This is a genomic window from Mesorhizobium sp. M0019 (assembly GCF_040323975.1).
Lineage (GTDB): Bacteria > Pseudomonadota > Alphaproteobacteria > Rhizobiales > Rhizobiaceae > Mesorhizobium.
Genome location: NZ_JAMYVK010000032.1, coordinates 1 through 19,455 on the forward strand (window position 1 = coordinate 1; position 19,455 = coordinate 19,455).

23 protein-coding genes and 3 tRNA genes are annotated in these 19,455 nt (G+C 62.2%); 15 read left to right on the plus strand and 11 right to left on the minus strand.

Features of this window, described 5'->3' with window-relative positions; all coding sequences use genetic code 11:
- Positions 1-676, minus strand: a 676-nt coding sequence (locus NKK47_RS21850) for a GTP-binding protein (RefSeq protein ID WP_352578222.1), incomplete at its 3' end; no start/stop codon positions are given.
- Positions 677-948: 272 nt separating this feature from the next.
- Here NKK47_RS21850 and NKK47_RS21855 point away from each other — a divergent pair.
- The 3 genes from NKK47_RS21855 (at position 949) to NKK47_RS21865 (ending at position 3,084) form a co-directional block, all read left to right on the plus strand.
- Complete coding sequence (locus tag NKK47_RS21855) at positions 949-1,836, plus strand: DMT family transporter (RefSeq protein WP_352457477.1); 888 nt, start codon at positions 949-951, stop codon at positions 1,834-1,836.
- Between the two features lie 33 nt (positions 1,837-1,869).
- Positions 1,870-2,319, plus strand: coding sequence for a GFA family protein (locus NKK47_RS21860; RefSeq protein ID WP_352578223.1), 450 nt, complete (start codon positions 1,870-1,872; stop codon positions 2,317-2,319).
- 105 nt (positions 2,320-2,424) lie between these two features.
- A complete protein-coding gene (locus tag NKK47_RS21865) occupies positions 2,425-3,084 on the plus strand; it encodes a peptidoglycan recognition protein family protein (protein WP_352578224.1) in 660 nt (219 codons plus the stop codon).
- A gap of 45 nt (positions 3,085-3,129) precedes the next feature.
- Here the strand turns inward: NKK47_RS21865 and NKK47_RS21870 are convergent, their stop codons facing one another.
- Positions 3,130-3,387 carry a GlsB/YeaQ/YmgE family stress response membrane protein gene (locus NKK47_RS21870; RefSeq protein WP_023717513.1) on the minus strand — a complete coding sequence of 86 codons (258 nt, stop codon included), beginning with the start codon at positions 3,385-3,387 and terminating at the stop codon, positions 3,130-3,132.
- Positions 3,388-3,546: 159 nt separating this feature from the next.
- Between NKK47_RS21870 and NKK47_RS21875 the strand changes: the two genes are divergently transcribed.
- Positions 3,547-4,014 carry a YidB family protein gene (locus tag NKK47_RS21875; RefSeq protein ID WP_352578225.1) on the plus strand — a complete coding sequence of 156 codons (468 nt, stop codon included), beginning with the start codon at positions 3,547-3,549 and terminating at the stop codon, positions 4,012-4,014.
- Positions 4,015-4,178: 164 nt separating this feature from the next.
- Here NKK47_RS21875 and NKK47_RS21880 read toward each other — a convergent pair.
- Both NKK47_RS21880 and NKK47_RS21885 read right to left on the minus strand, forming a co-directional pair.
- A tRNA-Gly gene (locus tag NKK47_RS21880) sits at positions 4,179-4,252 on the minus strand.
- Positions 4,253-4,319: 67 nt separating this feature from the next.
- A tRNA-Tyr gene (locus NKK47_RS21885) sits at positions 4,320-4,404 on the minus strand.
- A 202-nt stretch (positions 4,405-4,606) separates the two neighbouring features.
- Here NKK47_RS21885 and NKK47_RS21890 point away from each other — a divergent pair.
- Complete coding sequence (locus tag NKK47_RS21890) at positions 4,607-5,458, plus strand: TrmH family RNA methyltransferase (RefSeq protein WP_352578226.1); 852 nt, start codon at positions 4,607-4,609, stop codon at positions 5,456-5,458.
- Between the two features lie 116 nt (positions 5,459-5,574).
- On the opposite strand, the gene NKK47_RS21895 is transcribed toward NKK47_RS21890, so the two are convergent.
- The 3 genes from NKK47_RS21895 to gcl all read right to left on the minus strand — a co-directional run bounded on the left by NKK47_RS21895 (position 5,575) and on the right by gcl (position 9,309).
- Positions 5,575-6,462: a 2-hydroxy-3-oxopropionate reductase gene (locus NKK47_RS21895; protein WP_352578227.1), complete on the minus strand. Its 888-nt coding sequence runs from the start codon at positions 6,460-6,462 to the stop codon at positions 5,575-5,577.
- 244 nt (positions 6,463-6,706) lie between these two features.
- Entirely contained in the window at positions 6,707-7,504 is a 798-nt protein-coding gene (hyi, locus tag NKK47_RS21900) for a hydroxypyruvate isomerase (RefSeq protein WP_352578228.1), read from the minus strand.
- A gap of 23 nt (positions 7,505-7,527) precedes the next feature.
- Complete coding sequence (gene gcl / locus NKK47_RS21905; protein WP_352578229.1) at positions 7,528-9,309, minus strand: glyoxylate carboligase; 1,782 nt, start codon at positions 9,307-9,309, stop codon at positions 7,528-7,530.
- Between the two features lie 203 nt (positions 9,310-9,512).
- Between gcl and bhcR the strand changes: the two genes are divergently transcribed.
- Complete coding sequence (gene bhcR / locus NKK47_RS21910; protein ID WP_352578230.1) at positions 9,513-10,370, plus strand: HTH-type transcriptional regulator BhcR; 858 nt, start codon at positions 9,513-9,515, stop codon at positions 10,368-10,370.
- Between the two features lie 40 nt (positions 10,371-10,410).
- Here bhcR and NKK47_RS21915 read toward each other — a convergent pair whose 3' ends face one another.
- The 3 genes from NKK47_RS21915 to NKK47_RS21925 all read right to left on the minus strand — a co-directional run bounded on the left by NKK47_RS21915 (position 10,411) and on the right by NKK47_RS21925 (position 11,874).
- The gene (locus NKK47_RS21915; RefSeq protein ID WP_352578231.1) at positions 10,411-10,767 is read right to left on the minus strand and encodes a hypothetical protein; all 357 of its coding nucleotides are present in this window, start codon (positions 10,765-10,767) and stop codon (positions 10,411-10,413) included.
- A 465-nt stretch (positions 10,768-11,232) separates the two neighbouring features.
- Complete coding sequence (locus tag NKK47_RS21920) at positions 11,233-11,532, minus strand: BA14K family protein (RefSeq protein ID WP_352578232.1); 300 nt, start codon at positions 11,530-11,532, stop codon at positions 11,233-11,235.
- A gap of 174 nt (positions 11,533-11,706) precedes the next feature.
- Positions 11,707-11,874: a hypothetical protein gene (locus NKK47_RS21925; RefSeq protein WP_352451069.1), complete on the minus strand. Its 168-nt coding sequence runs from the start codon at positions 11,872-11,874 to the stop codon at positions 11,707-11,709.
- Positions 11,875-12,030: 156 nt separating this feature from the next.
- Here NKK47_RS21925 and NKK47_RS21930 point away from each other — a divergent pair.
- The 4 genes from NKK47_RS21930 (at position 12,031) to NKK47_RS21945 (ending at position 13,995) form a co-directional block, all read left to right on the plus strand.
- Positions 12,031-12,106, plus strand: a tRNA-Thr gene (locus tag NKK47_RS21930).
- A 153-nt stretch (positions 12,107-12,259) separates the two neighbouring features.
- On the plus strand, positions 12,260-12,499 hold the full coding sequence (locus tag NKK47_RS21935) for a hypothetical protein (RefSeq protein WP_156937488.1): 240 nt from the start codon (positions 12,260-12,262) through the stop codon (positions 12,497-12,499).
- Between the two features lie 608 nt (positions 12,500-13,107).
- Positions 13,108-13,746, plus strand: a complete 639-nt coding sequence (locus tag NKK47_RS21940) for a cupin domain-containing protein (RefSeq protein WP_352578233.1) — start codon at positions 13,108-13,110, stop codon at positions 13,744-13,746.
- Positions 13,747-13,794: 48 nt separating this feature from the next.
- Positions 13,795-13,995, plus strand: coding sequence for a DUF2905 domain-containing protein (locus tag NKK47_RS21945; RefSeq protein ID WP_352451072.1), 201 nt, complete (start codon positions 13,795-13,797; stop codon positions 13,993-13,995).
- Positions 13,996-14,050: 55 nt separating this feature from the next.
- Here the strand turns inward: NKK47_RS21945 and NKK47_RS21950 are convergent, their stop codons facing one another.
- A complete protein-coding gene (locus tag NKK47_RS21950) occupies positions 14,051-14,665 on the minus strand; it encodes a TetR/AcrR family transcriptional regulator (RefSeq protein ID WP_023679909.1) in 615 nt (204 codons plus the stop codon).
- Positions 14,666-14,756: 91 nt separating this feature from the next.
- Here NKK47_RS21950 and NKK47_RS21955 point away from each other — a divergent pair, with 91 nt between their 5' ends.
- The 5 genes from NKK47_RS21955 to NKK47_RS21975 are packed head-to-tail and all read left to right on the plus strand — an operon-like array spanning position 14,757 to position 19,329.
- Entirely contained in the window at positions 14,757-15,863 is a 1,107-nt protein-coding gene (locus NKK47_RS21955; RefSeq protein ID WP_352578234.1) for a polyamine ABC transporter substrate-binding protein, read from the plus strand.
- A gap of 13 nt (positions 15,864-15,876) precedes the next feature.
- Complete coding sequence (locus NKK47_RS21960; protein WP_502905029.1) at positions 15,877-16,719, plus strand: ABC transporter permease; 843 nt, start codon at positions 15,877-15,879, stop codon at positions 16,717-16,719.
- A 2-nt stretch (positions 16,720-16,721) separates the two neighbouring features.
- Entirely contained in the window at positions 16,722-17,504 is a 783-nt protein-coding gene (locus tag NKK47_RS21965; RefSeq protein ID WP_352457459.1) for an ABC transporter permease, read from the plus strand.
- Positions 17,501-18,571: an ABC transporter ATP-binding protein gene (locus NKK47_RS21970; RefSeq protein WP_352578235.1), complete on the plus strand. Its 1,071-nt coding sequence runs from the start codon at positions 17,501-17,503 to the stop codon at positions 18,569-18,571. Before NKK47_RS21965 ends, NKK47_RS21970 begins: the two co-directional genes overlap by 4 nt.
- Positions 18,568-19,329 (plus strand): MBL fold metallo-hydrolase, encoded by a 762-nt coding sequence (locus NKK47_RS21975; RefSeq protein ID WP_352578236.1) that lies wholly within the window; start codon positions 18,568-18,570, stop codon positions 19,327-19,329. The genes NKK47_RS21970 and NKK47_RS21975 overlap by 4 nt, the downstream gene beginning before the upstream one ends.
- Positions 19,330-19,455 lie beyond the last annotated feature (126 nt).

Sequence of the window (19,455 nt, forward strand, 5' to 3'; positions counted from 1 at the left end):
TCACAACCGTGCCGCGGCCCGAGATCGAGAACACGTCCTCGATCGGCATCAGGAACGGCTTGTCGAGCGGACGAACCGGCGTCGGAATGTAGGCATCGACCGCAGCCATCAGTTCGCGGATGGCGTCCTCGCCGATCTTCTTGTCGGAATCTTCAAGTGCGGCAAGCGCCGAACCCTTGACGATCGGAATGTCGTCGCCGGGGAACTCGTTCTTGGTCAAAAGCTCACGCACCTCGAGCTCAACCAGCTCGAGCAGCTCGGCGTCGTCGACCTGGTCGACCTTGTTCAAGAACACCACGATCGAGGGCACGCCGACCTGGCGGGCGAGCAGGATGTGCTCGCGCGTCTGCGGCATCGGGCCGTCGGCGGCCGACACCACCAGGATCGCGCCGTCCATCTGCGCGGCACCGGTGATCATGTTCTTCACATAGTCGGCGTGGCCGGGGCAGTCGACATGGGCATAGTGGCGGTTGGCGGTCTCGTATTCGACGTGCGCCGTCGAAATGGTGATGCCGCGCGCCTTCTCTTCGGGCGCCGCATCGATCTGGTCATAGCGCTTGTATTCGCCAAAATACTTGGTGATCGCCGCCGTCAGCGACGTCTTGCCGTGGTCGACGTGACCAATCGTGCCAATGTTCACATGAGGCTTAGTGCGCTCGAATTTACCTTTTGCCATAGTCTCTTTCCTTGGACGGCCTGGGGACGGCCTGGACCTTCAGTTCAGTCGAATGCGGGGCGATTAGCGACTAAGGCCGAAAAACACAAGTGCCTTGTCGCCGAGCGCGCTCGCCCGGCCCGAACGCGTGATCCGGTTTCGGAGAATGTGGCGTGAATATAGGAACGAACAAGGGCAAATGGAATGGTTACGGCGGCGGCTGACGGCTTTGCCGGATTTACAGCCGGATCTGGCCCATTGCCGCCCTGGCGCCGGTCTGATTTCGTGGGCCGATGCATTTCATCCCGACTGCCATACGAGGCCCGCTGTTCATGGTCGTTTCGACCGGGTCCTACATTGTCAACGACACGATGATGAAGCTCGCAACCGCGGGACTGCCGCCCTATGAGGTGCTGTTCCTGCGCGGCGCTGCGGCAATATTGTGGGGCATTCCGCTGCTGTTCATGCTGGGCTACGGCAAGCAGATCCCGCTGATCCTAGACGCTAAGGTTTTGCGCAGGAACCTGCTCGAACTGGGTGCGATCCTTTGCTACGTGGTGGCGCTCGCCAACATGCAGATCGCCGATTCGACCGCGCTCGGGCAGATCACGCCCTTGCTGATGCTGGTCGGCTCCTCGATGCTGTTTGGCGAACGGATCGGCGGGGTACGCCTGGCGCTGATCGGGCTCGGCTTTGTCGGCGCGGTGATGGTGGCACAACCGACAATGCAGGGGATTTCGGTCTATGCCCTGCTGGCGCTAGGCAATGCCGCCCTGTCCGCGGCGCGCGATCTGGCCGGACGCAAGGTCGCCGCCGACGTGCCGGGAATGGTCGTCGCTATTTCCGCGGTGATTGTGGTGCTCGCGGGCGCCGGGGCAGCTCATTTGCTTTCCGAGCAGTGGGTGGTGCCTGAAATCCGTCACCTGCTGCTGATGGGCGGCGCCGGACTGTTCCTGATCTTCGGCCACTTCTTCATCTTCATGGCCTATCGCGTCGGGCCGACCAGCGTGGTGGCGCCGTTCTACTATTGCTTTACCGTCTGGGCGGTGATTTCAGGCTTGGTGGTATTCCGGCAGCTCCCGAATGCGCTGGCCATCTGCGGAATCCTGCTGGTGGTGGCCAGCGGGTTGACCATCGTCTCGCTCGACGAGCGCAAGCGCCGGTTGACCGTCGTCGCTTGAAACTGAAATCGGCCTGCACAATGGGAGGAGCGCGTGACAAGCCCGGATGACAACCAGAATTCACGCAACCGCAGGCTTATCGGAAAATGCCTGTGCGGCGCCGTTCAGTACGCGGTGGCGGACGCGTTCGTCTATGCCGCGAACTGCCACTGCTCGAACTGCCGGCGCACCACCGGCTCGGCCTTCAAGCCATTCGCCGGCATCGAGCGCGACAGGCTGAGCCTGGCGAGGGGCGAGGACAATCTCACGATCTTCGGCGACGAAACCGGCCATGACGCGCACTGCAAGACCTGCGGCTCGTTGCTCTATTCGGTGGTCCGCGACGGTGCCTTCGTGCATGTCGCCATGGGAACCCTCGTCGACGAGCCGACCATCCGCCCGATGCAGCACATCTTCGTCGGCTCCAAGGCGAAGTGGTTCACGATCACCGACGATCTGCCGCAATACAGAGAACACGCGGTCGCCGGAGATGCCGGCGAATAGCTGACCGTTAGAAAACGCTCAACCAAATTATCGTTTCGTTTTCGCGTCGGCCGCCAACGAAACTATACTGTGCTCCGTCACTGAACTTATGTCGCGGGGATTTCTGTGGCATTGCCGCCCGACTGGTTGCCCAATGTTGCGATGAAGCGCGTCATTTGCCACTGGACGGCCGGCTCGCATTCGGCCGGCGATACCGACAAGGATGCGTATCACATACTGGTCGAGGGGAATGGCCTCCTGGTCAGGGGTCGGCCTTCGATCGCGCTCAATTCGGGCCGGGTAAAACCGGGATATGCCGCTCATACGCTCAACGGCAACGGCGGCTCGATCGGGGTTTCGCTCTGCTGCATGGCCGGGGCGGAGGAAAGGCCGTTCGATGCCGGCCGCTATCCGATGACCAGGGCGCAGTGGGACGCGATGACCGCCGTTGTCGCCGAACTCTGCAAATACTACCGCATCAAGGTCACGCCCAAAACGGTGCTGTCGCATGCCGAAGTCGACAGCAATCTCGGCATCGAGCAGCGCGGAAAATGGGATTTCACCCGGCTGCCCTTCGATCCGACGATCAGCGGCGCAAGCGCCTGTGGCGAGCGGCTGCGCCGCGACGTGACGGCGGCAATGGGCGCGATGCCAAATCTGCCGGTGAGGATTGGGCGCGATGCCGTATGGCAGCGATTGCTCGAGGAATTATGGCCGATCATGGTGAGAGGGCTGGAAGCCGGCCTCAACACGCTGATCCGCGAAGTCCTCAAAAGGATCAGATAGGCGGTCGGCATTCACCCGAATGCCGACGCAACTGCCGGACGGCTTCTACAGAGCCCTCTTGCCGCTGAACTGATGATAGGCCCACAGGACAACCACCGCACCGACCACGGCTACGATCAGGCTATAGATGTTGAGCCCGGTAACGCCCGACGCGCCAAACGCGCTGAAGATGAGCCCGCCGACGATAGCGCCGACAATCCCAAGCACGATATCGAGCACAAGGCCTTGCCCGCTTTTATTGACGATCTTGCTGCCTATGAAGCCGGCGATGACGCCGAGAATAATCCAGCTTAATATTGACATTTTTCCTCTCCGTTCCCCGCACTCGATTACTTCCACATTATTAAGCAAAGCTCAAGCCAACTTGAAAATCATGATTACGGAAAGCTCAAACCGGCTTGAAATTCGCCGTGGATGCGTCATTGTCGGAGACGGACGGGCAATTTGACATGGAGATCCACAATGGGACTGTTTGACAATGCCGTTCCCGGCGGCAACGTCGCCAAGCCGCTGATGATCGCGCTCGGCGCACTTTTGGTGGGAAAAATGCTGAGCGGTGGAAGTTCCGCCCAGACGGAGGCAGCGCAAAGCCCTGCCCCCGTCCCGCCTGATACAACCGCATCCGCCGACGGCGGACTGCTCGGCGGTCTGGGCGGCCTGCTCGACAAACTGAAGGACGCCGGCCACGGCAACGTTGCCAATTCGTGGGTCGGTACCGGTCAGAACCAGCCGATCAACCCCAGCGATCTGGGCAGTGCTCTCGGGCCACAAATCATTCAGGAGATCGCGCAAAGGACGGGCCTGAACCAGCAGGATCTGCTCAAGCAATTGTCCGCGGCCTTGCCAGGGCTTGTCGACCAGTTGACGCCGAACGGGCAAGTGCCGCAGCAGAACCAGCTCGCGTCCATATTCAGCAAATTCGCGAGCTGACGCCTGTCGCCCAACACCGCCTGCGGTTCGGGACAACGATAACACAGATTAAGATGCGCGTCCGTCTGGACGCGCAACGAATACTTTGAACTATCGGCAAAGCGCTTCGCTTGGGGCTGCCTGCTTCGGCATCGTGCGCGAGTGCGCTGCGGCTGGGGGAAATCTGGAGCGGGTAGCGGGAATCGAACCCGCATATTCAGCTTGGAAGGCTGCTGCTCTACCACTGAGCTATACCCGCGCCTTTCAGTCAAGCATCGGATCCGCTCCGACGCTCGCTCTGCGTTTCAGGGCTTCCGGGCCGGCAGTGGTGGAGAGGGTTGGATTTGAACCAACGTAGGCATAGCCAACGGATTTACAGTCCGTCCCCTTTAACCACTCGGGCACCTCTCCAGTCTGCCGCCGGAGCCATGCAACGAGGCATCGACGCGTCGCGGCTGCCAAAGCAGCCCTTCCGCGCAGCGCCTTATGGCGGCAGCGCCCAAAACTGTCAACCGCAACAGTCCGGCAAAAAGCGCTGAATCTCACGCCTCGCCCGACAAGCAGCTTATGCAGCTGTATCCATGGCCGGACGACACGGCTATAGAAGCCGGCCATGAGCAACGACAACAAATCGAAGACCCCGAAAGACACCCACTACGCCAAGCTGCGCCGCGCGCATCGCGACGAGAAGAGTGGCGGCGCGCCAGCGTTCAGGCCGCGCCAGCCGGTGCCGCCCGGCGAGAACCCGGCGGATGGGCTGGTGCGGCTTTACGGGCTGCACACGGTGCGGGCCGCGCTCGACAATCCGCGCCGCAAAATCAAGAAGATGTTGGTGACGCGCAACGCTGCCGAGCGGCTGGCAATCGCCGACCTTGGCGCTTTGCCCTTCAAGGCGGAGTTGGTCGAACCCAGGGACATCGACAAGGTCACCGGCTCGGATGCCGTGCACCAGGGCGTGCTGATCGAGGCCGAGCCGCTGAAACCGAAACGCCTCGATGCGCTCGGCGACACCAGGCTGGTGCTGGTGCTCGATCAGATCACCGATCCGCACAATGTCGGCGCGATCCTGCGCTCGGCGGTCGCCTTCGGCGCCGGCGCACTGATCACCACGGCGCGCCACAGCCCGCAGGAATCCGGCGTGCTGGCGAAGTCGGCCTCCGGCGCGCTTGAGCATATCGACCAGATCGAGGTGAAGAACCTCGCCGATGCGCTGGAGCAGCTGCACCAGGCCGGCTTCCAGACCATCGGGCTGGATTCGGACGGACCGGCGGAGCTCGAAACCAGCTTTGCCGGCGACAAGATCGCTCTGGTCCTGGGCGCCGAGGGCAAAGGCCTGCGCCAGAAAACGCGCGAAACGGTGACGACGCTCGCCCGCCTCGACATGCCGGGCGCCATCCGTTCGCTCAACGTGTCGAATGCCGCGGCGGTGGCGCTTTATGCGGCGAGGAAATTTTTGAAAGAGTGAATGGTGAATGGTGAATGGTGAATGGTGAATGGTGAGACTGTGCGTAAGTCGTGACCAATTCACTACCAACTACTCACCTATCTGCAACTGACTACCTATTCACTATTCACTATTCACTATTCACCCACTTCACATCCCGCCATTCGCTCCAGCGCCTTGACCAGCGCCGAATGATCCTCCTTTGACCCGCCATTCGCCGCGCACGAGTTGAACAATTGCTGCGTCGTTGAAGTGTTGGGCAGGGCGACGCCGAGCGCTTTCGCGCCTTCAAGGGCGAGATTCAGGTCCTTCTGGTGGAGTTCGATGCGGAAGCCGGGCGCGAAAGTGCGCTTGATCATACGCTCGCCATGCACTTCCAGGATGCGCGAGTTTGCGAGCCCGCCCATCAGCGCCTGCCTGACCTTGGCCGGGTCGGCGCCGGCTTTTGAAGCAAAGACAAGCGCTTCGGCGACGGCCTCGATGGTCAGCGCGACGACGATCTGATTGGCGACCTTGGTGATCTGGCCGACGCCGTTGGGTCCGACCAAAGTGATGTTCTTGCCAAGCTTCTCGAAGATGGGCCTGGCGCGTTCGAAGGCTTTTTCCTCGCCGCCGACCATGATGGTCAGCGAAGCCGCCTTGGCGCCGACCTCGCCGCCCGACACCGGTGCATCGAGATAGTCGCAGCCGACATCGTTGATCTTTTTTGCGAATTCCTTGGTCTCGATCGGCGAGATCGAGCTCATGTCGATGACCAGCTTGCCTTTAGTGAGGCCTGACGCGACGCCATTCTCAGCGAACAGCACGTCGGCGACCTGCGGCGTATCCGGAACCATGGTGATGACGATGTCGGCGGCACGCGCGACGGCATCATGGCCGGTGACGGCCTTCAGGCCCTTGGCGACGAGGTCGGCCGGCGGTTTCGAGCGGTGGTCGCTGGCGACGACCTGATAACCGGCGTCTAGCAAATGCCCCGCCATCGGCGCGCCCATGATGCCGAGGCCGATGAAGCCGATGATTTCCATGTCTTTCTCCGTTTCTTGTTAAGGGGGCGTTCCTGCGCGCCCCCCTCTGGCCTGCCGGCCATCTCCCCCACGAGTGGGGAGATCGGCAGTTGCCGCGCCGGCCCTTAAACTTTCCCGACCTCGAAAATTGGCGAAAGCGGCGGTGACATCCAATCTCCCTCCTTGTGGGGGAGATGCCAAGTTTTGGCAAAGAGGGCAGGCCAGAGGGGGGGCGCGAAGGAACGAGACGTGCGACACGTAGCGTCTACGCCGCCGCACTCCCCTGCCCGGCCGCGTCCTGAAACCACCCGAGCCCGGTTTCCGTTCCGCCCTTGGGCTTGTACTCCGCACCGACCCAGCCGGCATAGCCGATGCGGTCGATGTGGTTGTACAGGAAGGGAAAATTGATCTCGCCCGTCCCCGGCTCATGACGGCCGGGATTATCCGCAAGCTGGATATGCGCGATGCGGTTGAGGTTTGCCTCTATGGTACGGGCGAGATCCCCCTCCATGATCTGCATGTGATAGATGTCGTATTGCAGGAACAGGTTCTTCGATCCGACGCGGTCGATCAGGGCCAGAGCCTGGTCCGAGTAATTCAGGAAGAAGCCCGGAATGTCGCGGGTGTTGATCGGCTCGATCAGCAGCCTGATGCCGGCCTGCTCCAGCTTTTCGGCCGCGAAAGCCAGGTTCTCGGCGAAGACGTCTTCCAGCACGGAGCGATCGACGCCTTGCGGCGCGATGCCGGCGAGGCAGTTGACCTGCTCGCAGCCAAGCGCATGGGCATAGGTGACGACCTTGGCAATGCCCTGCCGGAACTCCGGGATGCGGTCGGGCAGGATCGCGATGCCGCGCTCGCCCTTGGCCCAGTCGCCGGCAGGCAGGTTGAACAGGACCTGCGTCAGCCCGTTCTTCTTCAACCTGGCCGCGACGACATCCGGCGCATGGTCATAGGGGCCGATATACTCGACGCCCTTGAAGCCCGCGCGGGCGGCGGCATCGAAGCGGTCGAGGAAGTCATGCTCGTCAAAGAGCATCGAAAGATTGGCTGAGAACCGTAGCATGGCAGTAGTTCCTCATATGCGGCTTAATCGAGCATGACGATCGCCGTGGGGGCATCTTCGTGATGTTCGGCTAGCTCCTCGAATTCGGTGATCTTGTCGATTTCGGTACCCATCGAAACGTTGGTGACGCGCTCGAGGATGAATTCGAGCACCACCGGAACCTGGTACTTGTTCATCAGGCGCTGCGCCTCCTTGAACGCGCCGGCGAATTCCTCCGGCCGGCGCACCCTGACGGCCTTGCAGCCCATCGCCTCGGCAACGGCGACGTGGTCGACGCCGTAGCCCGCCTCTGGATCGCCCTGTCGATTGACGTTCTCGAAGGCGAGACTGACTTCGAAGTCCATCGAAAATCCGCGCTGCGCCTGGCGAATCAGCCCGAGATAGGCGTTGTTCACGACGACATGGATGTAGGGTAATCCGTGCTGTGCGCCGGCCGCCAGTTCCTCGATCATGAACTGGAAATCATAGTCGCCGGACAATGCCACGATGGTGCGGTCCGGATCGGCGGCCCGAACACCGAGGGCTGCCGGCAGCGTCCAGCCGAGCGGGCCGGCCTGGCCGCAATTGATCCAGTTGCGTGGCTTGTAGACGTGCAGGAACTGCGCCCCGGCGATCTGGGACAGGCCGATCGTGGTGACATAGGTGGTGTCGCGGCCGAACGCCTTGTTCATCTCCTCGTAGACGCGCTGCGGCTTCAGCGGCACCTGGTCGAAATGGGTCTTGCGCTTCATTGTCTTCTTGCGCTGCCGGCATTCGCCGGCCCAGCCCGACCAGTCGCGCAATTTTCCGGCCGTCCTCCACTCGGTGGCGACGTCGAGCAGCATTTTCAGCGCCGCACCGGCGTCCGAGACGACGCCGAGGTCCGGCGCGAAGACGCGACCGATCTGCGTCGGCTCGATGTCGACGTGGATGAATTTCTTGCCCTTGGTGTAGACGTCGACCGAACCGGTGTGGCGGTTGGCCCAGCGGTTGCCGATGCCGAAAACGAAATCGGCTTCGAGCATCGTGGCATTGCCATAGCGGTGCGAGGTCTGCAGCCCGCACATGCCGGCCATCAGGCGGTGGTCGTCGGGGATCGCGCCCCAACCCATCAGCGTCGGGATGACAGGCACGCCGGTGACTTCGGCGAATTCGATCAACAGATCGGACGCATCGGCGTTGATGATGCCGCCGCCGGCGACGATGACAGGCTTTTCCGCCGCGTTCAGCATCGTCAACGCCTTCTCGGCCTGAGCGCGCGACATTGCCGGCTTGAACGGCACCAGCGGCTCGTAGGCATCGATGTCGAACTCGATCTCGGTCAGTTGCACATCGACAGGCAAATCGATCAGCACCGGCCCCGGCCGCGACGAGCGCATCAGATGGAACGCTTTCTGCAGCGCCATCGGCACCAGATAGGGTTCCATGACGGTGACCGCCCATTTGGCGACGGGTGCGGCGATCGCCGCAATGTCGACGGCCTGAAAATCCTCCTTGTTGAGACGCGCGCGCGGCGCCTGCCCGGTGATGCAGAGGATGGGAATTGAATCGGCAGCGGCCGAATAGAGGCCGGTGATCATGTCGGTGCCGGCAGGACCCGAGGTGCCGATGCACAGACCGATATTGCCCGATCTGGCGCGGGTAAACCCTTCGGCCATATGCGAGGCCGCCTCGACGTGACGCGCAAGGATGTGGCGGATACTGCCCCTCGCCTTCAGTGCCGAATAGAGCGGGTTGATCGCAGCACCCGGCACGCCGAAGGCACAGGAGATGCCTTCCTTTTCGAGAACGAGAACCGCTGCGTCGACTGCGCGCATCCTGGCCATGTCAGCCTCCACGGAATTGTTGATAGCCGATGATGCCAGCGCACCAATGATTTTTCAATTTTTTCAGAATATTTTTCCATTTCTAGAAAACAGCTCTTGTTGGTTGAATTGATTGGCCTTTTTGTTTTCCATGAATTCGCTTCGTAAATCACTGGAAAACTTTTTCATTGCCTGTTTGGGCGAACAGGGCGAAGAATGGCCCGATGGAAACCACCGAAAAACGCCAGCGCGGCCGGCCGCGCGCCTTCAACGGGCCGTCCGAGGCCGCATCGGTGCAGTCGCTGGACCGGGCGCTGCGCATCCTGGCAATCGTCGCCGATGGCAGTGGCCTGTCGCTGAGCGAGATCGCCGCCAGTTCCGGTCTGCCGGCATCCACCGCCTACCGCATGCTGACGACGCTGGAGAACCATGGCATGGTCGAGTTCGACGGCATCGACCAGCTGTGGTCGATCGGCGTCGAGACCTATCGCATGGGCGCGGCGTTCCTGCGCCGCCGCAAGCTGGTCGACCGCGCCCGTATCGTCATGCAGGAACTGATGGAGAAGACCGGCGAGACCGCCAATCTCGGCGTCGCCGAGGACGATTGCGTCGTCTTCGTCAGTCAGGTCGAGACGCACCAGGCGATCCGCGCCTTTTTCCGGCCGGGCACGCGCAGCTCCTTCCATGCCTCGGGCATCGGCAAGGCGGTGCTGGCGCATCTCGAGCCGGAGCGCGTCGCCACCATCCTGCGCCGGGCCGGGTTGGAGCGCTTCACCGAAAATACGCTGTCCGACATCTCGGCGCTCGCCCGCGACCTGGTGACGATCAAGCTGCGCGGCTGGTCGGTAGACGACGAGGAGCGGCATCCCGGCATGCGCTGCGTTGCCGCCGCCATCTTCAATGAATTCGGCGAGCCGATCGGCGGCGTTTCGGTCTCCGGGCCGACAGTACGGGTCACGCCGGAACGGCTGGCCGAGATCGGCCCGCTGGTGCACGATGCGGCGGCGGAGGTGACGAGGATGATCGGCGGCCTGCCGACCCCTCCCGGCCTTGGCAGCGAATCGAGCGCATGGCAGCGCTGACCAGCACCGAATGGTGCGACATCTGCCAGGATGGCCAGAGCTAGCCCCCGGGCACCGCGCTCTTGGTCGATAGGTCGTAGAAATCAAGCAGCATCGCCAGCCCAACTCCGCAGGCGGTGAAGATGAGGCCGGCAATGAAGATACGATTGGCGCGTTCATAAACGCGCCGTTGTAGAGACGTTACGTTGAGCAGCAACCGCAGCGCTCGTATCTGCAGGGCAATGCCGATCAAAATCGGCACGACGGCGGCCAGGTGATAGATTTCCCATGGTATCGGGTTGGCGGCCCAATGCGTGATGAAGCCCAGCGAGAACGCCAGCAGGATGCCGACGGTGGTGATTGTGCCGTTGCGGAAAACCGTCTCGATCGGCTCTTCGTTCGGATCGTGCTCGCCCAAGCGCCCTCTCCCTGTTTCGGTATCGGTGCAGATTAGGCTGTTGGGAAATCGCTGTACATCGGCAAGAGTGTTGGCGAATGCTGAAGCGGCATCCGATCTCGCCTTAAGTGGGCGATGTTCGACAGGACAGAGAGGCTGACGGAGCGCGGCTTTATTCCAGCTTGGGTTCCTCGCCCCACGGAAGTGGGGAGAGGTGGCGCGGCGAAGCCGCGACGGAGAGGGGACCGCGCCCTACGAAGGGCCCCCTCTCCGGCCGCGGAGCCTGTCCTCGGGCTTGCCGAAGGCAAGACCCGTGGGCGGCCACCTCTCCCCCGCTTCGCGGCGGGCGAGGAACCCAGGTCCTAAGAGGTCGGAGGAACAACCCCTCTGCCCTGCCACTCAGACACGCCGAAAAAGGGGCAGTGGGGTGCCCCTTCTTCCGGTTGCCTGAAACGGTCACCTCCTCCCAAGCTGGCATAGTGGCCCTCAAAGCCGGCAGCGATGGCGATAGCCGTCGTAGCCGACATAGGTGTCCGAGTACGGGTCGTAGCTCTGGTAGCGATTGAGGCAGCGCCTGACGTGCCACGAGCCGCCGTCTTCCTCGATATAGACGGTGCGCGGCTGGGCCAGCGCGCTGCCGAGCAGGAAGCCGCCGACACCTGCGGCAATGCCGATGCCGAGGTGCTTGTGCTTGTGATGGGCGGCCGACGGCTGAACGGTGCCGACCAGCATGGCGGCGGCGACAGTGGTGGCGACGAGGCCGGAAATGATGGTGCGCTTGAACATGACGATCTCCTTGTTGTGGGAGGCGATCCAACCGCCTCTTGACCATCAGTCGTCGCAACAAGGAAAAAGGTTCGAAGGTCCTTCTGGATTTTTTCGAAGAGAGAAATCGCGCGGTCTGATGCGCGACCACGAACGGTCGCGCCGTCGACAGTTCACCGGAACAACCGGCAGGCCTCAGCCCATGCCGGTGATATGGCGAAGCCAGAAGGCGAGCGCGATGAAGCCGATGATGGTGGTGACGCCGGTCCAGTCGATATTGGCGTGCTTCAGGTCCTTGATGAGCTTCACCAGGAGAACCCAAGCCACGACGACGAGCGGGAGAATGATGACAAACCTGATCATGCGACAGCCTCGCTGATGCGATTGCACCTTCGATCAATATAGGAAGCGAATTGGCCGTTTTCAGGACGCCTTGGCGGCAGAACCGGCGCGTTCGCGGCGGCCGAAAACGGAGTTTTGTCTTTACTGGCGCGGCAAATATGGTAACCGGAGCGCCGTGCCCTTGTAGCTCAGCTGGTAGAGCAGCGGTTTTGTAAACCGAAGGTCGGCGGTTCGATTCCGTCCGGGGGCACCAGTACGGGCTTCTTGAGACCTCCGGGGCGCTTGATATCTGCTCATCCCCGATATCCACAGGCCGGGGCCGTCAGGATCGGTAGCACATCAGCTTCAACGCATATATTCCCTAGCGGAAACCATAGTTCCCTAGCGGAAAACCTAGGAGTCTTCGTTGGAGCAGAAACGCACGACCGCCCCCTTCATCAACGGCATATTTGGCGGATTTATCGTCTTCGCCTTCGCGTTCGGTTTCCGTTTCCTGCTAAGTCCCGATCCCGATCCAACATCAAGAGCAACGACAAGCCTTTCAGTACTGGCCTTCGCCATTTGTTTCGGCGCAGCCTTCCTCCGCGAGCACCGGCGCCAGATTGCCGCCGCCAGAGAATATATAAGCCGCCCAAGATCGTATTAGGGGCGTACGTGTCGGGACCGTCCTCGTCGGGTCACCAGAAACTTCCGTGAAATTGCTGGCAAAATCTGTCGCCAGACAACGAGTTAGCATCTCATATCTAGAGACGCTGAGCCCGGGCGTGACTTCGCCGTTGCAGAGCCGTCATTTCGGCCCTCTCTCCCGGCCTCGGCCATCTCGTACCATTCGATTAAATTGCTCCTTTGTATATTAGCACTCGCTCAATTAAGCGCGCCGACAATGTCGGTGCGGCGGGCCAAAAACCAAAGGGTGTTGTCATGCGAAGTGATTTCGCCGCGGCGCGCGAGCTTTTGGAGTGCGCACAAAACCGCCTCTGCGGCGCGGATGAAACGAGCCGACGCGTCAACGAGGCCCTCGACGCGCTGATTGAAGAAATAGCCATCGCGGAATTCCGCAAGGCGCCACTGACGGTCGTGCCGTTTCCGCGAGCGCGGCCGCCTAAGCATGTTCGGTAGAGCGCTGATCGCCCGCGTTGACGAAGAGCCGGCAACTGGTGTTTCCGCAATCGCCCGTTGGAGCGTCGTTGAACGACCAAGCCTTTGACGATAGAGTTGCCGGGCAGTGGTGCTCTGAAACTCCGGAGCCGATCCATGTCACGCTGTGGAGATGTCTACGAGAACAAGGTGACCGGCGAATATGCGGTCATCCTGCGTGGCACCGAAGACCGCGGCCAGGGACCTGGCATCGCTCATCTGACCGCCCGGCCGGGAGCCGCAGTGGTGGGCGAGCACTTCCACCCGAACCTGACGGAACGGTTTTCCGTCCTCCGTGGCCGTCTCGACGCTTGCATCGCCGGGAAGACTTTGTCCCTGGGGCCTGGCCAATCCGCCACGGTCGAAGCAGGCGTCGCACATGATTGGTGGAACAGCAGCAAAACCGAAGAAGCGCATGTCCTGGTCGAAGTCGACCGGGCGCCAGGTGCGGACAATGTCGACCCGAACCGTTTCGAGCTGCTGATCGGCATGCTCTTCGGCCTGGCCAATGCCGGCAAGGTGGACAGAAAAGGTAGACCTTCGCCGCTTCAGGCAGCAGTCATCGCCAGAGAATTTGCCGACGTGATCGTCTTCACGCACCCGCCACCTGCGATTCAGCGAGTGGCGCTGGGGATCCTGGCGCCACTCGGCCATCTGCTTGGCTATCACGCGATCGACCCCGTCTACTGCAAGCCGCACGGGCATGTCATGCCGGCTCCTGAAATCCTCGCTCGAGCAGGCCTAACGGCTGGGTGATCCGGGTCCATACTAGGCGCCCGGCATTTTTATCGGCAGGATGCTGCCATGTCGCGAACTCTGATCGTCGTTGGTCTCAGCATAGTTGCCTTAGGCCTGCTGTGGCCTTGGTTGGCCCGGACCGGCCTTGGCAGGCTGCCCGGCGATATCGTGATCGATCGTGAGAACTTCAGGCTTTATGTCCCTATCACCACGGGGATACTGGTCAGCATCGTGCTCTCGGCCATTCTATGGCTGATCAACCGTTAGGCGATGCTCCGGCTGCGGCGATTTGTGTTGCAGGCCCTACTCGCCCTTGATCTTCTTACACTCCGATCGCCGCCACCAATATCCTGTTCTGCCTGCGTATCGCCGTGCGCAGTTCGGCAATCCTCGCCTCCTCGCGCTTCACGAATTCGATGAACATCATGTTCATGTTGTTGAAGATGAGTTCGCCGAGCGCCGGCCCGTCGATGTCGCGGCGCACCAGGCCGAGCGCCTGCAGGCGGACGATCAGCGCGCGGATCTGCTCGGTCAGGGCGCGGTCTAGCGCGGTATAGGCCTGGCCGAACGGGCTGTCGGGCAGTTGCGTCGAGATCGCCATCGCCTGCCGCCACATCTCCTTGCTGAGATAATGCAGCGAGTGCTCGATATAGATGCCGAGCAACGTATCGAGAGCGTCGCCGACATTGGCCGGCGGGTTGGCGACGACGCCGCGCCCGGCATTCAGCACCTCGTTGACCTCCATCGAGACGATGGCGCCGAGGATGTCGCCCTTGTTCTGGTAGTAATTGTAAATCGTGCCGACCGAGACCTCGGCCTGCGCGGCGATGGTCTCGATCTTGGCGCCCTCATAGCCGGCATCGCGGAAAAGCGCCGCCGCCGCCTCGATGATGCGGCGGTGCCGATCCGCCTTCTGCCTTGCCCGCAATCCGCTCATATCGGCTGTTTGCCACAAAAACAGAATTGACTCAATTTTAGAATTGGTTCAATTTTTTCCTACAAGCCAAAAAGGCAAGGGAGAACACTCGATGTCCGTCAATCCAAAGACCCCCAATCCAACCGTCAGGAATCCGCTTTCCGTTCTGAAGAGCCATCTCCAAGGCGCCTGCGCCGCGGCAGCACTGCTGCTGGCGGCGGGCAGCCTCGCTCAGGCGCAGGATCTCAACGCACTGATCTGGTGCGATCACGCCGATCCGGCGCTGCTCCAGCCGTTCGAGGAGGCCAACGGCGTCAAGGTCAATGTTAAGGAGTTCGAAGGCACCGGCGCCGGCCTGGCCATCGTCGATCAGTCGCAGCCGGGCGACTGGGACGTGATGGTGATCGACAGCATCGACATACCGCGCGGCGTCGAAAAAGGCCTGTTCGAACCGCTACCGGAAGACAAGCTGCCGCTGGCCGACCTGTTTCCGCAGGTGAAGATGGATAGCTCCACCGTCGTCGACGGCAAGCGTTACGGCATCACCGAAAAGTTCGGCTACAACACGATCGGCTACAACAAGACCAAGGTCGACCCGGCCGACATGCAGTCGATGGCGGCGCTGACCGGCGACAAATACAAGGGCAAGATCGCCATCTACGATTATTACCTGCCGGTCATCGGCATGGCCGCACTGGCGATCGGCAAGAAGACGGCGGAACTGACCGAAGCCGACCTTCCCGCCATCAAGGAAGAGCTGCTCAAAATGAAGGCCAACGCCAAGCTGGTCGGCGAGGTGACCGCCAGCCAGACGGCACTGGCGACCGGCGAGGTCGACATACTGGTCGGCGGCGGCGAATGGGTGACGGCGGGGCTGGCCAAGGAAAACCCTGCGCTGGACTTCTCTATCCCGAAAGAAGGCGCCGTGCTGTGGTCGCAGTCGCTGGCAATGTTCAAAGATTCCAAGAACAAGGAGCTGGCGCTTAAATTCATCCAGTACATTATGAGCCCCGAAGGCCAGGCGCGGCTCGCCACCTCGTCCTGCTATTGGGGCATGCCGGCCAACAGCAAGGCGGCGCTCAGCGACGAGCAGAAGAAGATCCTGCGCTTCGACGAGCAGCCGGAATTCCTCGCCCGCGCCCAGTCCTATCCGGCGCCGAATGCCGATCTCGACAAGAAGATGCAGGACGTCTGGACCGAAATGCTGCAGGCGCAATGACCGGCTGCTGGTCGTGAACGCCGCCAACAGCGGGCGTGCCCTGCCCTGGGCGCTGGTCACGCCGGCGCTCGGCTGGACGTTGCTGTTCTTCGTGCTGCCCTTCGTCGCTATGGCGGTATCCAGCCTGACGGCGCATGACCGCGGCGGCTTCACGCTGTCCAACTACAGCCAGTTCTTTGCCAATCCGTCCTACTGGCAGGCGATGGTGAACTCGCTGCAGGTCACAGCCATTGTCACCGTGATCTCGGTGCTGCTTGCCTATCCCTTTGCCTGGATCCTGGCCGAGCAGGTGCCGGAGCGCTGGCAGCGGCTGGCGCTGATGCTGGCCGTGCTGCCCTTCTGGACCTCCTATGTCGTGCGCTCCTATTCGTGGCTGCTGGTGCTGGCACAGAACGGCGTCGTCAACCGCGCGTTGACCGGCTCCGGCCTGTTCGGCGAACCGCTGCAGCTCGCCAATACGCGGTTGGCCACCATCACCGGCTTCGTGCATTTCTTCGTCATGCTGTTGACGCTGACGATCTTCGCCAATCTGAAGCAGCTCAGCCCCAGCTACCGGAAGGCCGCCGCCGACCTCGGCGCCGGGCCGCTGCGGACTTTCCTGCATGTCGTTCTGCCGCTGACGCTGCCTGGCATCATGGTCGGCGCCTTCCTCACCTTTGTGCTGTGCATCGGCGACTACATCACGCCGCAGATCCTCGGCGGCAACAACGAGCTTTTGATGCCGCAGCTCGTCATGATGCAGATCGGCCGGCGCGGCGACTTTTCGCTCGCCTCGGCGCTGTCGATCATCCTGATGGCGGTGGTCACCATCGCCTACCTCGCCTGCGCCCGCTGGCTGAAGATCGAGCGGGCCTGACCATGCGCGCTTTCATCCGCCTCGTCTCCGGCCTTTACGCCATCGCCATCTACGGCTTCATCTTTCTGCCGGTCATCGTTCTGGTGCTGTTTTCGCTGCAGGCAACCTCGTTTCCGATCCCGCCCTTCACCGGGCCGTCGCTGCGCTGGTACGAGGCCGTGCTCGCCGACACGCGGCTGACTTCGGCGCTGGTCAATTCGCTGCTGGTGGCGGTCGTCTCCTCGACTGTCGCCGTCACGCTTGGCTTTCTCTCCGCCTGGGGTTTTGCGCGCTTCGCCTTGCCGGGCTCGGGCCTGATGCGCGGGCTGATCACCTTGCCCTTGACCGTCAGCTATCTCATCATCGGCATGGGGCTGCTGGTGCTGTTCAACTGGGCCGGCGTGCCGAAGTCGCTCACTGCCGCCGGCATCGGCCATGTGGTGATCAACCTGCCGCTCTGCTTTGCCATCGTCTACAGCCAGATGGGCGACCACCAGATCAACATCGAGCGCGCCGCGCGCGACCTCGGCGCGCCCGAATGGAAGGTGCTGCTTTTGATTACCGTACCCGTTATGGCGCCGGCGCTCTTCGCCGGTTTCTTCCTGTCGATGACCTTCTCCTGGGACGAGTTCGTCATCTCGTTCCTGTTGACGCGCTTCGATACGACGCTGCCGGTCGAGATCTGGAACCTGCTGCGCTCCGGCCTCAATCCGAAGACCAACGCCGTCGGCTCGCTGGTCTTCGCCGTCTCAATCGTACTGGTGGTATTGTTCGAGCTGATGCTGTTGCGGAGGAAGCCGGCATGAGTGCGCCACTGGTCGATATAAGCTCCGTCTCGCATCGCTTCGGCCAGCACACGGTGCTGAAGAACGTCTCGCTGACGATCGAGCCGGGCAGCTACACGATCCTGCTCGGGCCGTCCGGCTCCGGCAAGACGACGCTTCTGTCCATCCTCGGCGGCTTCGTCACGCCGAGCGAAGGCAAGGTGCTGATCCGCGGCGAGGACTGCACTGCCGTGCCACCGGCGAAGCGGCCGACGACGACCGTGTTCCAGGATTATGCGCTGTTCCCGCATATGAGCGTTGGCAACAATGTCGGCTTCGGGCTGCGCATGCGGGGTGTCGATGGCGCAACCCGGGCAGCAAGGGCACGCGAGGCGCTGGCGCTGGTTGGGCTGGCCACTGCCTTCGACAAGAAGCCGCACCAGCTTTCCGGTGGTCAGCGGCAGCGCGTGGCGCTGGCGCGCGCCCTGGTGGTCGAGCCGGCGGTGCTCCTGCTCGACGAGCCGCTCGGCGCGCTCGACCTGAAATTGCGCCGGCAGATGCAGGACGAGTTGAAGGCGATCCAGAAACGCGTCGGCACCGCCTTCATCCACGTCACCCATGACCAGGAAGAGGCGATGGCGCTGGCCGATCATTGCGTGGTGATGAACGACGGGCGCATCGAGGACGAAGGACCGCCCGAGCGCGTCTATGCACGGCCAGCGACGCGCTTTTCCGCGACTTTCATGGGCGAAAACACGCTGTTATCGGGAACGGTGACCGAGGCGAAGAGCGGCAAAGTCACCGTCACCACGAAGCTTGGGTCGCTCTCTTTGCCCGGCACATTGCCGGCCGGCTCGACCGTTGCGCTGGCCGTCCGGCCGGAGCATCTTGTTCTCGGCGCTGCCGGCGGTGCTGTGGCGCTCGGTACGGCCAAGGTCAGCGACGTCGTCTTCCAGGGCAGCTTCAAGCGTGTGCTGGGGACCTCCACGACCGACCCGGCGCTGCACTTCATCGCCAAGGTTCCCTCGGCATCGGCCGTCCAGCCGGGCGACGTGGTCGCGGTATCGTGCGATGCTGGCGACATCATCCTGCTTGCGGACCAAACATGAGCACGCTTCCAATCATCGACGCTCCTGACTGGTACGAAACCATCCGCATGGGCGATGGCGTGACGCTGATCCACGAGCCGTGGATCAAGCCGTTCTTCCGCTGCAACATCTGGCATGTGCGCGGCCGCGACCGCGATCTTCTGTTCGACACCGGCCTTGGCCATTTCAGCCTGCGCCGCCACGTGCCGCTGGTGACGGAGCGCAAGCTCACCTGCGTGGCCAGCCACACCCATTTCGATCATATCGGCTGCCATCACGAATTTCCCGACCGCTGCGTGCACCCGGCCGAGGCCGAAATCCTCGCCGATCCACGCAACGAATGGACGGTTGCCGACCGCTATGCCACTGACGAGATGTTCGACGGCATGCCGCAAGGTTGGGACACGAAGCGCTACCAGATCCTGCCCGCACCAGCCGGCCGGTTGCTCGAGCAAGGCGACATCGTCGATCTCGGCGACCGTGCCTTCGAGGTCATCCACACGCCCGGCCATTCACCCGGCGGCATTGCGCTCTACGAAAACAGGACGGGTATCCTGTTTTCCGGCGACATCATCTATGACGGCCCGCTGATCGACGACGTCTATCACTCCGATATCGACGATTATGTCGAAACGCTGCTGCGCATGCGCGATCTCGATGTCTCGGTCGTGCACGGCGGCCATTTCCCGAGCTTCGGCAAAGTCCGCTATCGCCAGCTTGTCGACGAGTATCTCGCGCAAAAGCGCCAGGCCGGCTGCCATCTGTTGCAAGCCCGATAAGCACTGGCGCTGTGGCGTCAAAGCGCCCTTTGCGGACAGGGTGTCCCCGCCGCGTCGCCGCAGCGTGAGGCCGTGGGCTCGGGTCTAAAGCTCTTTTCCTCCGACTGGCGCACCAGTTCCGCGAAA

Excerpts from the sequence above, each read along its gene's own strand:
- NKK47_RS21895 (WP_352578227.1), bottom strand. The coding sequence starts at position 6,462 with ATGGAAATCATCGGCTTCATCGGCCTCGGCATCATGGGCGCGCCGATG.
- gcl (WP_352578229.1), bottom strand. The coding sequence starts at position 9,309 with ATGGCCAGGATGCGCGCAGTCGACGCAGCGGTTCTCGTTCTCGAAAAG.
- NKK47_RS21925 (WP_352451069.1), bottom strand. The coding sequence starts at position 11,874 with ATGATCAGGTTTGTCATCATTCTCCCGCTCGTCGTCGTGGCTTGGGTT.
- bhcR (WP_352578230.1), top strand. The coding sequence starts at position 9,513 with ATGGAAACCACCGAAAAACGCCAGCGCGGCCGGCCGCGCGCCTTCAAC.
- NKK47_RS21945 (WP_352451072.1), top strand. The coding sequence starts at position 13,795 with ATGTCGCGAACTCTGATCGTCGTTGGTCTCAGCATAGTTGCCTTAGGC.
- NKK47_RS21955 (WP_352578234.1), top strand. The coding sequence starts at position 14,757 with ATGTCCGTCAATCCAAAGACCCCCAATCCAACCGTCAGGAATCCGCTT.
- NKK47_RS21920 (WP_352578232.1), bottom strand. The coding sequence starts at position 11,532 with ATGTTCAAGCGCACCATCATTTCCGGCCTCGTCGCCACCACTGTCGCC.
- NKK47_RS21940 (WP_352578233.1), top strand. The coding sequence starts at position 13,108 with ATGTCACGCTGTGGAGATGTCTACGAGAACAAGGTGACCGGCGAATAT.
- NKK47_RS21875 (WP_352578225.1), top strand. The coding sequence starts at position 3,547 with ATGGGACTGTTTGACAATGCCGTTCCCGGCGGCAACGTCGCCAAGCCG.
- NKK47_RS21965 (WP_352457459.1), top strand. The coding sequence starts at position 16,722 with ATGCGCGCTTTCATCCGCCTCGTCTCCGGCCTTTACGCCATCGCCATC.
- NKK47_RS21950 (WP_023679909.1), bottom strand. The coding sequence starts at position 14,665 with ATGAGCGGATTGCGGGCAAGGCAGAAGGCGGATCGGCACCGCCGCATC.
- NKK47_RS21970 (WP_352578235.1), top strand. The coding sequence starts at position 17,501 with ATGAGTGCGCCACTGGTCGATATAAGCTCCGTCTCGCATCGCTTCGGC.
- NKK47_RS21890 (WP_352578226.1), top strand. The coding sequence starts at position 4,607 with ATGAGCAACGACAACAAATCGAAGACCCCGAAAGACACCCACTACGCC.
- NKK47_RS21855 (WP_352457477.1), top strand. The coding sequence starts at position 949 with ATGCATTTCATCCCGACTGCCATACGAGGCCCGCTGTTCATGGTCGTT.
- hyi (WP_352578228.1), bottom strand. The coding sequence starts at position 7,504 with ATGCTACGGTTCTCAGCCAATCTTTCGATGCTCTTTGACGAGCATGAC.
- NKK47_RS21975 (WP_352578236.1), top strand. The coding sequence starts at position 18,568 with ATGAGCACGCTTCCAATCATCGACGCTCCTGACTGGTACGAAACCATC.
- NKK47_RS21870 (WP_023717513.1), bottom strand. The coding sequence starts at position 3,387 with ATGTCAATATTAAGCTGGATTATTCTCGGCGTCATCGCCGGCTTCATA.